The following is a 16087-nucleotide window of genomic DNA, read 5'->3' as shown; positions in this document are numbered from 1 at the left end:
CAAATTACTAAATAGTAACTAAGAGTTTACTGCGAATGATCTTACATGTAAATACTTCAGAAGTTATATAACCTCTCTTATAACTCTCTCGTTTAAAGTACTCATAATATCATACTCGATTGTATTGACTTGTTTAGCCATCAGAAAAGCACTGTTTCTATTGCGTGGAATATCAGATATTAGTTCTACTACATCTCCTACTTTAACATCGTGTTCATTATAGCCTAGTGAAACCGTTAATCCATCCATACTCATTCTTCCAGCCATAGGGTATAGCACATTGTTGATACTCACAAACCCTCTATCACCAAGCTCCCTAGGAAAACCATCGCCATAGCCAATAGGTAATACAGCAACTTTCTCTCCATGAAAACCCCTATATATCATCGAATAACCTACACCATCACCTTCTTCCAAATCAATTATCTTAACTACCTTTGATAATAGCCTTGCTATAGGCTTAATTTCTCTTATAGGTCTATCAACATAAAACTCTGGAAGGAAACCGTAAGTTACAATACCTGGGCGAATCATATCATAACAAATTTCCTTATCTCCTAGAAAACCATAAGAATTTGATAAATGACAGATTATCTTACGAGATAACTCTTTAGTATATTCAACAATTTCTGAAAATCTCTTTTTTTGCTTAGTATTTGTTGGATGATCTCGATTATCAGCACATGCTAAATGGCTATACACTCCTTCAAGTAAAATCCACTGAGAGTCATGTGCTCTTTTTATAGTTCTACAAGCATCACTATAACACACTCCCATACGATTCATACCTGTGTTTATATTAATATGGGCATATACTTTTTTATCAAGCTCTTTGGCTATTTGCTCTAACTTTTCAATATCTTCATAGTCTTGAATGCTAACTCTGATATTTTCTGAGATCATTTTTTCAATATATTCATAATATATTACTCCAAATACTAGCACTGGATTTTTAGCAACAGCTGTTACTCTAAAAGCCTCTAGAGAGTTAGCAACAGCAAAAAAATCGACTAAATCATGTGTATTCTCTACTATCTCTTCTATACCATGCCCATAAGCATTTGCCTTGACAGGAAAACACATCTTAGCGTTGCCTATATACTCTCGAATAATTTTAATATTATTCCTTAAAGTTTGTTTACTAATTTTTAAAATATTCATAAATCTCCCACACTATTTATAAATAACATTATTAATCTTATTTTTTAGGACTAAAAGTGAAAAAGCAGCAACTACGGTAACAATAGTAATCCACATAAATAAATTCTCATAACCCAAATAACTATTAATCTTAGTTTGCCCAATTAACAAAGAGCTCTTTGAGTGTTCCAAGTCTTTACTAGCATAAAGTGAAGCCACGTATGCTCCTAGCTTAATACCAACTGCCCAAGTTAAAAACCACATCCCCATACAAAAGCCTCTGACCTTAGTCGGGACAAGTTGCGTTATCAAAGATAAGTCAACAGCCGTTGCCATAATCTCAGCCCAGGAAAAAAACACACCTACAGCTATGACTTCCCACCAAAAGGAAACTTTTGTAGAAGGATCATTAAAAACACACACCAAATATAAGAAACCGTAACATATCCCAGCACATAACAAGCACAAAGCAAATTTACTTGTTGATCTTAATCTATCACCCATTTTATTGAAATACATAGCAAGAAGTGGAGAAAAAATTAAAATCCCTGAAGTATTTAATAGTCCTGGTACAGTTTGCGAATTTAGCTTAATACCTAAAATATTCAAATCCACATGATGAACATTAAATAGGAAGAATGACGTTGTCTTTTGAGCATAAGTCATAAAAAATATTGTTGCATAAAATATAAATACTAATAAAAGTAGCATTTTTAAGCGATACTCTTTATCTTGCTGGAAAGTAACATTTATGAAATAACCAACAATAACTACTACCGCTAGAATAAGTACAATAATAATTAAATCACTAAAATACAATAAGCCAGTAACTACTGATATAAAAAAGACTATTCCTACTATAGCTAAAACCAACTGCTGAAAACTAAGTGTTTTTTTGCCAACTGGCGCAGCTATTGTTGAAAATAATTTTTTATTCATAAATATATTGCCAAGAGCTAGTAATACTCCACAAGCGCACACCCCTAAAGCAATTCCATAATGCCTATTTTCTAAACCATATGAATCTGCACTGCTTAAATAAGGTATCAAAATAGCACCTGATAATGCTCCAATATTATTAGCCATATTAAAGTAAGCGTATATAGAGTCTAACTTTGCTGGATCTCCTGCATATAATCTAGATACACTGTTCAATGTCATTGGCACAAATAAACATGCTCCAACAATAATCATTGCCAACCCTATATAGATCGAAAAATTCATTAGCATATCACTAGTCGCTAACAATGAATATCCTGATAATAGACAAATACCACCTGCAATTAAAGTCCTTCTCACACCTAGGGCTTTATCAGATATAAAACCTCCTAAAGAGCTCAGAACATAACAAAGAGCAGTAAATGAACCAGCAAAGGTTGATGCGTAAGATTCTGTAAGATTTAACTTATTTATACAGAAAAATATTAAAATATAAAAAAAACCAAAAAAACTAAACCTTTCAAATAATTGTAATAAAAATAATGAAATGAAGTATTTCGTTCGTTGTTTTTCCTCTATATATTGCACTACACATCCTCCTTGTGTTCAAGTCAAATTATCTACAAGCTACTGAAACTCTTCCAAATAGCTCATACAGTTTTATAATTAAAATCACCCATAAAGATATTACTTTATAAATCAAGATAGTTACGTTGATCAGAAACTGATCTCAAATGATTCTTGCATATTTCTTATGAAATTATCAAGCTTTAGACTAGCTAAAAAACTTTGTAACCTACGCCCACAACTTCCATCTGCAATATTGACAATAAAGCTAAACACCACTAAATCTAGTAATGATAGTTTAGAATTGAAGAAATACTCTTTTTCACCTAAATAGTCTGCTATAGCTTGTAAATCACGCTCAGCCTTTGAATAAATTTCATTATTAGTTAAATTTGTTACACCTGCAGCCTTTAGTTGACGCAGAACATTTCTCTTAGCAACAGGATAAACTATACTCGCCATAGCCTTTGGTAGCTTGGTGGACTCTAGGAACTCTTTTTTCCATGTATAATTATCTTTATCAGCCCAACGGCTATATACCCCAACCCAATACAAGCTATCCTCACATAATCTTATAAATGCTGTGGATATGGCTTTTTGTTCAGAGTTTAGATGCTCATCCAAGTTGTTATGATTTTGCTTATCTAACATTTCGATAATGAGATTGCTATCAGCAAATTTCTTACCCATAGTCTCTATATATGGCATTTTACCTGTTGGTGATTTATTAAACTCTAAACTAAAATGATTTTGATAACTCAAATCAGTAGCTTTTAAATATAGCTCAAGCTTTAGACAAAAAGGACTACAACTATAACTCCTTCCTTTTAATTTCGGTAACTGGTGTAAATGAATAATCATAACTTCCCTTCTTCATCAAAATTTATAACATTATTTGCCGCTGATCCTGATTGAGTGTCTTCAAATTGCCTAGATACAATATTTTCTTTGACAATATCAGCTTTCTCAAACTCAGATATCACAATATCATCAAGTCTTCCATTTCTTATAACAATATACCCTCGAAACCTCTCATCAGATGATGAGCTATTATAATCAAATGAGTATACTCTATAAAAAGCTAAACGCTTATTCTCAAGCTTAACATCTATTTTACGTAAACAAACAGTTTCATCTAGCAACTCTAAATCATATTTTGCCGTTGAACGTTGAGCAACATCTACAGCATATTCCTTATTTTTCATAAAATTACGCCATAAAAAGAAACATAATCCTAAAAAAATAATCGTATACAATGCTAACGACATATAACTACCTTGAAAATATCTTGTAAAATATCATTATATGTTAAAATCTACTCGTTAAAAACATACTTTTTGATCGCTTTGAAAATTTTAAAATACTTCTATGGTTCTTTCTTTGTAACTCTTATTGGTATCAGTATTGCTATATTTACTTATCCAACTGCTCCATTAGAAACAATATACTCGGTATTAATTCTGGCCATACTTGAAATTTCTCTTAGTTTTGACAATGCCGTCATCAATGCAAAAATTCTTGGACAAATGTCACAAAAATGGCAAAAGATCTTTATCTACTTAGGTTTACCGATTGCCGTTTTTGGTATGCGTTTATTATTCCCAATTTTATTGGTAAGTGTCACAAGTGGTATTAATTTTACTAACGTAGTTACACTTGCCCTAAACAATCCTCAACAGTATCAAAATATATTAGAGCATTCCATGCCTTATATTTGCAGTTTTGGTGGTAGTTTCTTACTTATGGTTTTTCTGAACTTTTTTCTCAGTGAAAATGAAGGTCATCATTGGATACCTATAGTTGAGAACAATAGGATTACAAGAAAAATACGTGATTATAATGGTGGATATATTCTATTTGCAATCTTTATTGGCTTAATAATCATCTATGATGCAGAACCTGATTATCAAGGCAGTTTAGCAATTGCTTACTTTTTGGGTATAGTTGTACATGAAAGCATTGGTATGCTTAACTCCATATTTGATACATCGCATATAGATAGTTCTACAGTTGCTCGCAACGGCATAATGGGATTTATTTACCTTGAAATAATAGATGCATCATTTAGTTTTGATGGTGTAATTGGTGCATTCGCTATTACAGCAAATATTATCATAATTATGATTGGTCTTGGTATTGGTGCAATGTTTGTAAGATCACTGACCATACTATTTGTAGAAAAGAAAACTCTGGCAAAATATATATATTTAGAACATGGTGCTCACTACGCTATTGGTTTTTTAGCAGCTGTACTATTACTAAAGATATTCGTTCATATTCCAGAATGGTTTAGTGGTTCTATAGGAATACTAGTATTGTTTATAGCATTTATTCACTCGGTAATATCTGCCAAAAAGTTAGAAAAGCAATAGCTCTAAGTCATCTACATTTCTAGCTATATATTTAGATAATTGTGACACTTTTTCTCTTTCAACATGTTCAAAATATGCTATGAACTTATTGGCACAACCTCTTTCATATAGCTGATAATCTGTATAACCATCACCAACAGCTATAATATCACCATTTATCAAATCTTTGACTTTATCAAAAGCGCTTAACTTTGAATCACATGCTCCATTAGAGTTATCAAGAGTCTTAAAACTTCCATCGTCATTCCAAACAATATCTACTGCAAATATATTGTCTCGTGGAATATGCAAATAATCTGCAAATGGCTCGATACTCTCAGTTAATCCACCACTAAAAATCCATATTTGATAACCTTTATTTCTAAGTGTTTCGATTATTTTTTTGATACCACTTGTCAATAAATCAGGACAATACTTATCTGCAAAATCTTTGATACTTTGCTTTGTTGGACTTGCAATAGCTAATCTTCTTTCAAGAGATTCTCTAAAACAAACGTCTCCTTGCATACCCAAATTGGTAATACGCTCAATTTCTTTTAGCTTTGAAGGAGATTGTTTTAATAATGGCTCTAAGATTAACTCTAACGATTCTTTTTTAATCAATGTTGAATCAAAATCAAAAATTACATTTTTCATAAATACTACTTTAAGTATACCCCATGCAAAGCTGGAGGAATTAGGATTGGTAAATATGCTTTATATACTAAACTTAAATCAGTTGCATTTAAATAGACAATATAACTAAGTTTCTTGTCTGTATCGATAACATTTACAAATATAAGACCATCATCTTCAGTTTGAGCTTGTGGATTAGCTATAAATATAGGTTCTGAGACAAAATCATTTCCAAAACAATATTCAACCATATCATTATTTGATAAGTCTATTTTTATTATGCTATTAAAAAATTCTGCTTGAGTTGTACGCTTAGCTAGATAAACATAGCGATAATTTTTTACCAAAAATTTCTCATTAATCCTTGGGAATTCAACATTGAGAGCTGTAATAATACTTCTTTCTATAGTGTTACGACTCATATCAACAACCATTCGTGTTAGCTGTGTTTTTAGTCTACAATCATCATTCTCAATATTTTTAAAATAGAACTTCTTATATGGTTCAAGATTGTCGGTATACTCAATAAAGTCTAGATATATTTTATTATTTTGTTCAAAAGCATTAACACTATGAAGGAAGACAATACTCTCAGCATCTACAATCCGAACATCATATGTTCGTCTATCAATAACCAATAACTTGCATTTTGCAGTATCATCATAAGATATAACTTCTGAAACAGGTTTAGTCAAAAAATCAAGTGGATTTGCTCTTAATGGACCTAAATATAAAACAACATAGCTCTCCGTGAGAAATAGCGTATGGTTATATATAAATTGATTATCATAGAATTCATATATTTTTGTTCTTTCTGAAGAATTTTTAGCAATTTTATAAATAGTGTATTTACACTTTTTTGATATATCGACGACAAAGTTAAACTGTTCTTTCGTGACAGGATCAAACTGAGGATGAGCACAGCTAAACTGACCTTTCATTTTATCACTAAAACTAAATTCTTTTAATGTATGCAAATCATTCTTATTAAACTCAAGCATAGTGGTAACTTCACTAGTGGCCAATAGTTTATCGTCGAGTCTAAGAATATTAACATTGCAACTTGGCTTTTCTACTTTGACTCCCAACATAGTCTTAACTATCGAAACTAACTTAGCGAACCTATAAGGTAACACTGTACCAAACTCATCATATCTCATACGCCCTTTAGCAGCCGATAGATACTGCTCAGATTGTAAGTATTTATTTGAAAAGCAAATACCTTTATTGCTATTAGTAAAGCTATACAACATAGCCAAACCATCGAACCAATGATTTAGCTTAATATTTCCATATTCAAATTTAGCAGGACCTACTCTGATAATTTGACCACTAAACCAGTCAGGAAGATTTGATAATTTTGGTCTCAATATATGCTCAGAAAACTCTTTTTCAACGCTGTTGAAAATCGAAGACAACTTACTCATACTTCACTACCAATCATAATGCTACTTCTTAGATTATACTTATTATCACTAGCTAGTTTAATAAAATGCTAAAGATTCAATAATTTAAATAATACTCATTAATCTTAATATTTGCTTTTTTTCTATATAAAAATTGCTTATTATTAAGCATCTTAACTAATTTGTATATAGAGCTAAAGATGCAAAAGTCTTCAAAAAAACCTTTGGTTTCTATAAAGAACCTTTCGAAACAGTTTGATGATGGTCATTTAGCTGTTGATTCTGTTAATCTTGACGTTTACCCAAAAGAGTTTTTTTCTTTATTAGGTGGTTCAGGAAGTGGTAAAAGTACTCTTCTTAGAATGCTAGCAGGTTTTGAAAGACCTTCTGATGGAAAAATAATTATCGACGGTGTAGATATGTCAAATACTCCGCCGTATAAAAGACCTGTGAATATGATGTTTCAATCTTATGCACTTTTTCCGCATATGAATGTTAAACAAAATATTATGTTCGGTTTAAAACAAGAGAAATCTCTAAAAAAAGAAGAAATAGAAAAAGCTACTGATGCTGCTCTAAAAATCATAAAAATGGATCATCTTGCTAAAAGAAAACCACATCAATTATCTGGTGGGCAGCGTCAGCGTGTAGCTCTAGCAAGATGTTTAGCAAAAAGACCTAAATTAATTCTCCTAGATGAACCATTATCAGCTCTAGATAAAAACTTGCGCGATCAAATGCAGTTTGAGCTTGTGGATATTCAAGAACAAACAGGTAGTACCTTTATAATGGTAACTCATGATCAAGAAGAAGCTATGACCATGTCTACTAGAATAGGTATTATGACCGATGGTTGGTTAGAACAAGTAAGTACTCCTTCTGAAATTTATGAATTTCCAAAAAGTCGATTTGTTGCAAGCTTTATCGGTAAAAGTACAATTTTTGAGGGTCGTGTAGAAGAAGTCGGAAGAACTAGAAGTGTTATAACTTCTGAGCAGGCGGGTACAGATTTTGTATTAAGAAGAAATATCGAAGCAATTGAAGATCAAGAAATTTGGGTCGGTCTTCGCCCTGAAAAAATAGTTATTAGCAAAGAAAAGCCAGAAGACTATGATCCCAACAAACCTATAAACTGTATCAAGGGTATTGTCGAAGATATTGCTTATATGGGTGGATTATCTACTTATCATGTTAGAACCACTAATGGTAATATAATGAAATCTACAGATTTTAATATTGAAAGAAATGCAGACCATCCATCTTGGGATGATGAAGTATATCTTACTTGGGAATCACAAAATATCATGGTGTTATACTCATAATGCAAAACTTAGAGAAAAGCTTTAGACACATATTAGTATACCTAGTTCCTTTTGTGTGGTTTATGGTATTTTTACTTATACCTTTTTTATTTGTTGTAGGTATTAGCTTTACATTGCCAGCGGACGGTACTCCCCCTGTTACTGCATTGATGACATTCAAAGATTCAACTCTAAACTTTACCTTATATCTAAGTAACTATATTGAGTTGATTCACTATAATCTAATATTCATATCTCTTTTAAAATCTTTTAAAGTCGCATTTATAACTACTGCTTTGTGTATTTTTATTGGTTACCCAATGGCTTTAGCATTATCTAGAGCTAAAAAAAATACACAAATTTTCTTTTTGGTATTAATTATTATTCCTTACTGGACATCATTCTTACTTAGAACTTATGCTTGGGTAACACTATTAGGAAATCATACTCTCAACCAGTTCTTAATGGATTTAGGTTTGCCAAGCATGGCCTTATTATACAATGACTTCTCAATGTATTTAGGGATGGTTTATTGTTATTTACCTTTTTTAATACTGCCACTTTATAGCACTTTAATAAAAATTGACCCAAGCATATACGATGCTGCAGAAGACTTGGGATCCAAGCCAGTTAATTCATTCTTTAAAATAACTCTGCCATTATCTATGCCTGGCTTGATTGCCGGTAGCTTGTTAATATTTATTCCGGCTATTGGTGAAGTGGTAGTACCACAGATTATGGGCGGGATGAATTCATTAATGATAGGAAATGTTATTTGGGAAGAGTTCTTCACATCTAATAACTGGGGTATGTCTGCTGCAATATCTGTAGTACTAATAGTCGTTCTAGTATTGCCTATCCTGTGGATGCAACGTATACAAGCTAAGAGAACTTTTGTTTAGGGGGTATAAGCAATGAAAAAATTTTCATTTAGTAGCATAATGCTTGTATTTGGCTTGGTATTTTTATACATACCTTTAGTAATCCTAGTAGTTTTCTCATTTAGTGACTCTCAGATTATAAACTTATGGGGTGGCTTTACTTTTGACTGGTATCATGAAGTAATTAATGATGAAGATATTATAAATGCCACTTTTACTAGCCTAAAGATAGCAACAATAACATCAATTATTGTAACAATACTTGGAACTATAGTAGCCTACGCTATGACTAGATTTAAATTTTTTAGATCAAGAAGTTTTTTATATGATCTTGTAGCAACACCACTTGTTTTACCTGATATCATTCTTGGGGTGGCTTTATTATTAATGTTCTCAACATTACAACATATTATTGGCTGGCCTCATGAGAGAGGAACTACTACGGTGGTTATAGCACATGTAACAATGTGTACAGCTTATGTTGCAATAGTAATGCAATCACGTATAGCTAGTGTAGATATATCATTAGAAGAAGCTGCTCTAGATCTAGGTGCAGGTCCTATAGAGACCTTCTTTAAAATAACTTTACCTCAACTTATACCTGCACTAATTACATCAGCATTACTTACATTTACATTATCTATTGATGATTTAGTTGTCACAGAGTTTGTGGCTGGTAGTGACAATCCTACCCTACCAATGTACATTTACTCAACTGTCAAGAATGGACCTACCCCTGAAATAAATGCACTAGCGACAATTATGATAGCAATTATCATAATAGGCGTATTACTTGGTATGTTTATTTCTGCTAAATTCCAAAAAAGACAAAGCTAAAAGGTTACTCAAAAATCATAAGTACTATTGAAAGTATAAGCAATATTCCTAGAATCAGGTTAAAAATTCGTAAATGATTTTCATTATTTAGAATTCTTTTTACTGAATTACCACCAAATAGCCAAAACCCAGTACATAAGAATGAAACTACCATATAAATAACAGTAATAATAACTACCTGAACTAACAGGCTCATATTAGCACTAACTACCGTATAAGTAGATACAACTCCAATTGCCATAATCCAAGCTTTAGGATTTATCCATTGAAATAGAGCTGCTTGAATAAAGCTTAGTGGTTTACTACTTTTTTCATCATCAAAATTGGATGATGAAATTATCTTAAAAGCCAGCCATAACATATAAATACCGCCCACAACTTTTATCACTGTATGTAGTCTTGGATGGCTTACAAAAATTGACTCTAAACCGAGCCCTATAATTAAAACCATAAAAGGAAAGCCAAGACAGACTCCTAGATAATGAGATAGAGTCTTCCTCACGCCAAATCTGATTGATGATATCAAAAGCATAAGATTATTTGGTCCAGGTGTAATAGTCGATGATATGCAAAATAAGAACAAAGGTATATAGAAACTCATATAACTAACTTTAAGTTTTAAAGTAAAGATTATATCTAGAAAATAATTAATTATGATATCTTTTTCAGCAAATAATCAATATGAAATTATGATATTCTCAAAAGATAGATAGATATAGATGGATTATTCGTCGATTGAAACGAACTTACGATTTAAAGCACCACCAACATGGAACTTAACAGTACCATCTTTAAGAGCAAATAAAGTGTGATCTTTACCACAACCAACATTTACACCAGGATGAGTCTTAGTACCTCTTTGACGCAGAATAATTGTACCTGCTTTAATAAACTCACCACCATATCTTTTAACACCTAAATACTTAGGGTTTGAATCTCTTCCGTTTCTAGTACTACCACCAGCTTTCTTATGAGCCATTTGTATACTCCTTAAATATTCTTAATAAAATTATAAACTAATAGATGAAACTTTTACCGCTGTAAAATACTGACGGTGACCTTGTTGCTTCATGCTGTGCTTACGACGACGGAACTTCATGATCTTAACTTTTTTGTTACGACCTTGCTCTACAACTTCGCCTACAACTTTAGCACCTTCTACAATAGGAGCGCCTATTTTAACTTCGCCTTCTGCTGTTTGACCCATCAAAACTGTATCAAACTCAACTTTTTCGCCAATACCAAGATCGAATTTCTCAAGTTTAACAACTTCGCCTTCTTTAACCTTGTATTGCTTACCGCCATTTTTAATTATCGCGTACATTTATTACTCCATTTATTAGATTTTAAATCCTCAGAACTGCCTACAATCAATAGACTTCTGACTTTTTGTTATTATTCCATAGTACCTAGTTATAAAACTAGACACCATATTATAACAAAAAACCCAAAAATCACAAGCCTAATTATATTACGACTATGTATGAAATACTTCTTGCTTTAGGAAGGTAGTTATGAACTTTTAACTTTATAAATATATTCTCATATCTCTCCAGTATAGCACCAACAATCAACTAGATGATCATTAACTAAGCCTGTTGCTTGCATATAAGCATAAATTATAGTTGGTCCAACAAAACTCATCCCTCTTTTTTTGAGATCTTTTGAGATTTTCTCACTGATAGACGTTGAGGTTGGAACTTCTTGATGAAATTTCCAGTGGTTTTTAATAGGTTTATTATTCACAAACGCCCATATATAATCACTAAAGCTACCAAACTCTTTTTGAATTTGAAGAAATACTTGAGCATTTTTTCTAACAGAATAGATTTTCAATTTATTACGGATAATATTTGAATTGTCTCGAAGAGCTTCAAGTTCAGAATCTGACATACTTGCAGCTTTAATAGGATCAAAATTATAAAAAGCATCACGATAACCTTGACGCTTTTTTAGAATAGTTTCCCAGTTAAGACCTGCTTGAGCTCCTTCTAATATCAAAAGCTCAAAAAGTTCCTTATCATTATACTTTGGTATGCCCCATTCATTATCATGATAGCTTGCATAAAGCTCTTGATTAGGTTTATTACCAAAGCAACGATTTTTGTAAGCCATTTAAGTTTATATAGAATTATTCAACTTTACCATGACACTGTTTATATTTCTTACCCGAACCGCAAGGACATGGATCATTTCTTTTTATTTTTGGACCTTCTCTCTTAACTTGCTGAACTTTTGGTGCTTCTTCTTGCTCTTGCTCATCCTCTGATTGGTTATTATCGATAACACTTTCATGCTCAGCTTTGATTTCACTCATAGACTCTTTCCATTCTTCTTGAGCTCTTTGAGTTTCTTCTTCTGTAGCAATTCTTATCTTAGCAAGTGAAGATATAACCTCATACTTAAAGTTATCTAGCATAGTTGAAAACAACTCGAAAGCTTCTTTCTTATACTCATTTTTTGGATCTTTTTGAGCATAACCACGTAAATTTATACTATTGCGTAGATGATCTATTGAGCTTAAATGCTCACGCCAATGACTATCTAATGACTGCAATAATGAGAACTTCTCAAACTGCCTAACTGCTCCAACCTCTAAATCTTTAGTTTTCTCAGCAAACTCAAACTCTATAGCCTCTCTTACAAGCTTCTTAAGATCTTCTTCTCCTAAACTATCATTTTCCTGATAAGACTTTTGTAAGTCAAGCTCTATCAGAAAGTCAGACTTAAGTGCTTTTTCTAGACCCTCAAGATCCCATAACTCATGCATAGAGCCAGCAGGCACATAATCATGAAATAACTGTTCCGCCACGTCTATACGAATATCAGCAAGAATTTCACTAACATCATCAGAATCTAAAAATGCTTGTCTCTGCTCATAAATAACTTTACGCTGAGTGTTTACAACATTATCATACTCTAATAAGTTTTTACGGATATCGAAATGATAACTTTCGACTTTACCTTGAGCTTTTGATATAACTTTTGACATAAAACCAAAAGCTAATGATTCACCACCTTTAAGACCTTTCTTAACTCTTTCTGCCATACTTTGAGAAGCAAAAATCCTCAAAAGATTATCATCCATCGATAGATAGAATTTACTCTCACCCGGATCACCTTGTCGAGCAGCACGACCTCTTAACTGATTATCGATCCTGCGTGAATCATGTCTTTCTGAACCAATAATACATAATCCACCAGCATTTTTGACAACCTCGTTACGCTTAATCCATTCCGCTCTAATTTTCTCAACATCATCTGCTGAAGGATCCTCAAGCTGTGCAATTTCAACTTCCAAGTTACCACCTAAAATAATATCAGTACCACGACCGGCCATGTTTGTTGCAATAGTTACATTACCTGGATAACCTGCCATAGCAATTATACTAGCTTCTCTCTCATGTTGCTTCGCATTTAATACATTGTGTCTAATTTTCTTTTTCTTCAACAAGGTTGATAAAACCTCAGATGCTTCAATAGAAGCAGTACCAACTAATACTGGCTGACCTTTGGATATCCTTTCTTTGATATCAGTAACTATAGCATCAAACTTCTCTCTTACACTACCATAGATTTCATCATGATGATCTTTCCTAATTAATGGTTTATTAGTAGGAATAATTATCACTTCTAATCCATAAATGGAGTGAAGCTCAAAAGCTTCGGTATCTGCTGTACCAGTCATACCCGCTATTTTATTATATAGCTTGAAGAAATTCTGGAATGTAATGGATGCCATTGTTTGGTTTTCAGCATTGATTTTAACACCTTCTTTAGCTTCTATTGCTTGGTGTAGGCCATCTGACCATCTACGACCTGGCATTGCTCTACCGGTACTTTCATCAATAATGACAATCTCTTGATCACGTACAATATAGTCAACATTCAGTTGGTATAATGAATTAGCTCTCAAACAAGCATTTAAATAATGCATTTTTGTAATATTATGAGGACTATACAAGTTATCATCTTCTTCAAGGATGCCCTCTTTTTTAAGCATACTTTCAATTTTTGCATAGCCTTTTTCTGTTAAATAAGCATTTTTAGACTTCTCATCAACATAAAAATCTTTCTGTTCCTGATCTTCTTCTAACTCTTCTTTTTCCTGCTTCTCTAAGTAAGGCACTAGTCTATTAAAAATATTATACATCTCAGAACTATCATCAGATGCCCCAGATATAATAAGTGGAGTTCTAGCTTCATCAATTAAAATTGAATCAACCTCATCTATAATTACATAGTTGCGACTTCTTTGGACTTGCTGCTCTTTATCATAAGCCATATTGTCTCTAAGATAGTCAAAACCAAACTCGTTGTTTGTCCCATATGTAATATCACATGCATAAGCTTCTTTGCGTTGTTCTGGATTTAGGTCAGCTACGATTACACCTACTGATAAACCTAAAAATTCATAAATATCACTCATCAGCTCAGCATCACGCTTTGCAAGGTAATCGTTGACTGTAATCACATGAACCCCATTACCAGTCAAGGCATTCAGATATGCTGGTAGTGTAGCAACCAGTGTTTTACCCTCACCAGTTCTCATCTCGGCAACCTTACCTTGATGAAGAACTATTCCTCCGATTAACTGTACATCATAATGACGCATATTTTTGGTTCGCTTACCTGCTTCTCTAACTGTAGCAAATGCTTCTGGAAGAATACTCTCTAAAGTCTCTCCTTTTGCGACCCTTTCTTTATACTCTTGAGTTTTTGCTTTTAACTCTTGATCACTAAGTTTCTCAAACTTAGGCTCTAAACTAGTAATTTTCTGAACCGTTTTAGAAACTTTCTTAATAAACCTATCGTTGCGACTGCCTATAATTTTCTGAACTAAATTTAACATTATTAATTAACCGATTCTCTTATAGTTTTAAATAAAAATAATAACCTAAATGTACATTATATAGAGTTTATAAGAAATTTAAATTAAGATAGATACATTAATTGTACGAATTGAATCATATAGTGTAATAATGAGATATTTTAAGCTAAAACTACTAGTGCTAATAATATTTAGTTTAACCGCGTGTAGTTATTCCAGAAATACTCAAGAAAAATATGATATTACCAAAAACACACCTCAGACACATAAAAATATTACTAAACAGCCTATGGTTAAAAATATAAATATTGAACCAGTTCCAGAGTGGTTTCTAACTAGTCGATCCAATACTGATGAAACTCTATATGGTTTCGGCTCAGGTAAGACCTTAGATCAAGCCACTCATAACGCTTTAGCAGATATGATTCAAAGACTACAGGTGACTGTATCTTCAACAACTAGTTTCAGCAGTATTGCTGACAATAATAAAATATCTCAAAAACTTATCAAAGAAGTTACAACCTCTACAGCAGATATTACAATTCCAAACTATAAAATAATAAATCAGTCTCAAACAAATCAAGCATTCTATGTAGAAACTCAAATAGACAAATCTCAAACCATAGAAGATTTAAGTAAATTAATTATTAGCAATATCAACCAAGCAAATCAATTGCTAGCAACTACACATAATAAAAACTCTATCTATAGACTTAACATAGCTCATCAAATAGATAAAAACATCAAAGTAATAAAATCAAGTTTAAGAGCATTAGTAATTTTATCTCCAACAATTAATATTAGTAGCTATATGGAAGCTCTAAATAATATAAACAATGAACTATTAAATATTAAGCGAACCATACAAATATACATTGATAAACAGAATAGTGGCTTTTTTTATAGCTCTTTAGAAAAATATATACAAGTAAACAATTATCTAACTACAGATAATAGGAACTCTGCAAATATTAGTATATCTCTAAAATTGAGAGACTATGATAACCAGTTAGTGAAAAGCCAATACTGCATAAACACAGAAATTGAATTACAAATAACTGATAACTTAACCGGTCAACTAGCTTCTAAACTGTATACCATTAAATCTTGTTCCGATAAAGGAAGAGACTCAGCCATAGACAATGCAATTGAAATATTCTATTCTCAACTAAGTAATGCAACAAATATATATTAAATT

16 protein-coding genes are annotated in these 16087 nt (G+C 32.2%); 5 read left to right on the top strand and 11 right to left on the bottom strand.

Annotation, left to right across the window (positions count from 1 at the left end; genetic code table 11):
• Nucleotides 1–63: 63 nt before the first annotated feature.
• The 4 genes from alr to F3D59_RS03740 form a co-directional block, all read right to left on the bottom strand.
• Nucleotides 64–1161, bottom strand: coding sequence for an alanine racemase (gene alr, locus F3D59_RS03755; protein WP_150463853.1), 1098 nt, complete (start codon nucleotides 1159–1161; stop codon nucleotides 64–66).
• Between the two features lie 12 nt (nucleotides 1162–1173).
• On the bottom strand, nucleotides 1174–2667 hold the full coding sequence (locus F3D59_RS03750) for a peptide MFS transporter (protein WP_150463852.1): 1494 nt from the start codon (nucleotides 2665–2667) through the stop codon (nucleotides 1174–1176).
• A gap of 129 nt (nucleotides 2668–2796) precedes the next feature.
• Nucleotides 2797–3504 (bottom strand): glutathione S-transferase family protein, encoded by a 708-nt coding sequence (locus tag F3D59_RS03745; protein ID WP_150464006.1) that lies wholly within the window; start codon nucleotides 3502–3504, stop codon nucleotides 2797–2799.
• A complete protein-coding gene (locus F3D59_RS03740; protein ID WP_150463851.1) occupies nucleotides 3504–3914 on the bottom strand; it encodes a DUF3301 domain-containing protein in 411 nt (136 codons plus the stop codon). Before F3D59_RS03740 ends, F3D59_RS03745 begins: the two co-directional genes overlap by 1 nt.
• 78 nt (nucleotides 3915–3992) lie before the next feature.
• Here F3D59_RS03740 and F3D59_RS03735 point away from each other — a divergent pair, with 78 nt between their 5' ends.
• Nucleotides 3993–5018 carry a DUF475 domain-containing protein gene (locus F3D59_RS03735; RefSeq protein WP_150463850.1) on the top strand — a complete coding sequence of 342 codons (1026 nt, stop codon included), beginning with the start codon at nucleotides 3993–3995 and terminating at the stop codon, nucleotides 5016–5018.
• Here F3D59_RS03735 and F3D59_RS03730 read toward each other — a convergent pair.
• Nucleotides 5004–5654, bottom strand: coding sequence for an HAD-IB family phosphatase (locus tag F3D59_RS03730; protein ID WP_150463849.1), 651 nt, complete (start codon nucleotides 5652–5654; stop codon nucleotides 5004–5006). The genes F3D59_RS03735 and F3D59_RS03730 overlap by 15 nt on opposite strands.
• A gap of 5 nt (nucleotides 5655–5659) precedes the next feature.
• Nucleotides 5660–7060, bottom strand: a complete 1401-nt coding sequence (locus F3D59_RS03725; RefSeq protein WP_150463848.1) for a carotenoid oxygenase family protein — start codon at nucleotides 7058–7060, stop codon at nucleotides 5660–5662.
• 179 nt (nucleotides 7061–7239) lie between these two features.
• On the opposite strand from F3D59_RS03725, the gene F3D59_RS03720 reads away from it, so the two are divergent.
• Genes F3D59_RS03720 through F3D59_RS03710 form a run of 3 tightly spaced genes read left to right on the top strand, consistent with a single transcriptional unit; the run spans nucleotide 7240 to nucleotide 10058 of the window.
• The gene (locus tag F3D59_RS03720; protein WP_146421161.1) at nucleotides 7240–8361 is read left to right on the top strand and encodes an ABC transporter ATP-binding protein; all 1122 of its coding nucleotides are present in this window, start codon (nucleotides 7240–7242) and stop codon (nucleotides 8359–8361) included.
• A complete protein-coding gene (locus tag F3D59_RS03715) occupies nucleotides 8361–9242 on the top strand; it encodes an ABC transporter permease (protein ID WP_150463847.1) in 882 nt (293 codons plus the stop codon). The genes F3D59_RS03720 and F3D59_RS03715 overlap by 1 nt, the downstream gene beginning before the upstream one ends.
• A gap of 12 nt (nucleotides 9243–9254) precedes the next feature.
• Nucleotides 9255–10058, top strand: coding sequence for an ABC transporter permease (locus F3D59_RS03710; RefSeq protein ID WP_150463846.1), 804 nt, complete (start codon nucleotides 9255–9257; stop codon nucleotides 10056–10058).
• Between the two features lie 4 nt (nucleotides 10059–10062).
• On the opposite strand, the gene F3D59_RS03705 is transcribed toward F3D59_RS03710, so the two are convergent.
• From F3D59_RS03705 to secA, 5 genes are all read right to left on the bottom strand, one after another.
• Nucleotides 10063–10659, bottom strand: coding sequence for a LysE family translocator (locus tag F3D59_RS03705; RefSeq protein ID WP_150463845.1), 597 nt, complete (start codon nucleotides 10657–10659; stop codon nucleotides 10063–10065).
• 123 nt (nucleotides 10660–10782) lie between these two features.
• The gene (gene rpmA / locus F3D59_RS03700; RefSeq protein WP_150463844.1) at nucleotides 10783–11037 is read right to left on the bottom strand and encodes a 50S ribosomal protein L27; all 255 of its coding nucleotides are present in this window, start codon (nucleotides 11035–11037) and stop codon (nucleotides 10783–10785) included.
• Nucleotides 11038–11067: 30 nt separating this feature from the next.
• Nucleotides 11068–11382: a 50S ribosomal protein L21 gene (gene rplU / locus F3D59_RS03695; RefSeq protein WP_004288036.1), complete on the bottom strand. Its 315-nt coding sequence runs from the start codon at nucleotides 11380–11382 to the stop codon at nucleotides 11068–11070.
• A 218-nt stretch (nucleotides 11383–11600) separates the two neighbouring features.
• Nucleotides 11601–12173 (bottom strand): DNA-3-methyladenine glycosylase I, encoded by a 573-nt coding sequence (locus F3D59_RS03685; protein WP_150463843.1) that lies wholly within the window; start codon nucleotides 12171–12173, stop codon nucleotides 11601–11603.
• A 16-nt stretch (nucleotides 12174–12189) separates the two neighbouring features.
• Nucleotides 12190–14910 carry a preprotein translocase subunit SecA gene (gene secA / locus F3D59_RS03680; protein ID WP_150463842.1) on the bottom strand — a complete coding sequence of 907 codons (2721 nt, stop codon included), beginning with the start codon at nucleotides 14908–14910 and terminating at the stop codon, nucleotides 12190–12192.
• A 130-nt stretch (nucleotides 14911–15040) separates the two neighbouring features.
• Here secA and F3D59_RS03675 point away from each other — a divergent pair, with 130 nt between their 5' ends.
• On the top strand, nucleotides 15041–16084 hold the full coding sequence (locus F3D59_RS03675) for an LPP20 family lipoprotein (protein WP_150463841.1): 1044 nt from the start codon (nucleotides 15041–15043) through the stop codon (nucleotides 16082–16084).
• The last annotated feature ends 3 nt before the right edge of the window (nucleotides 16085–16087 follow it).

The sequence above is a fragment of the Francisella sp. XLW-1 genome, from assembly GCF_008711455.1.
GTDB lineage: Bacteria > Pseudomonadota > Gammaproteobacteria > Francisellales > Francisellaceae > Francisella > Francisella salimarina.
The sequence above is the reverse complement of the archived record's forward strand: the minus strand, read 5'-3'. Positions and strand labels throughout refer to the sequence as shown.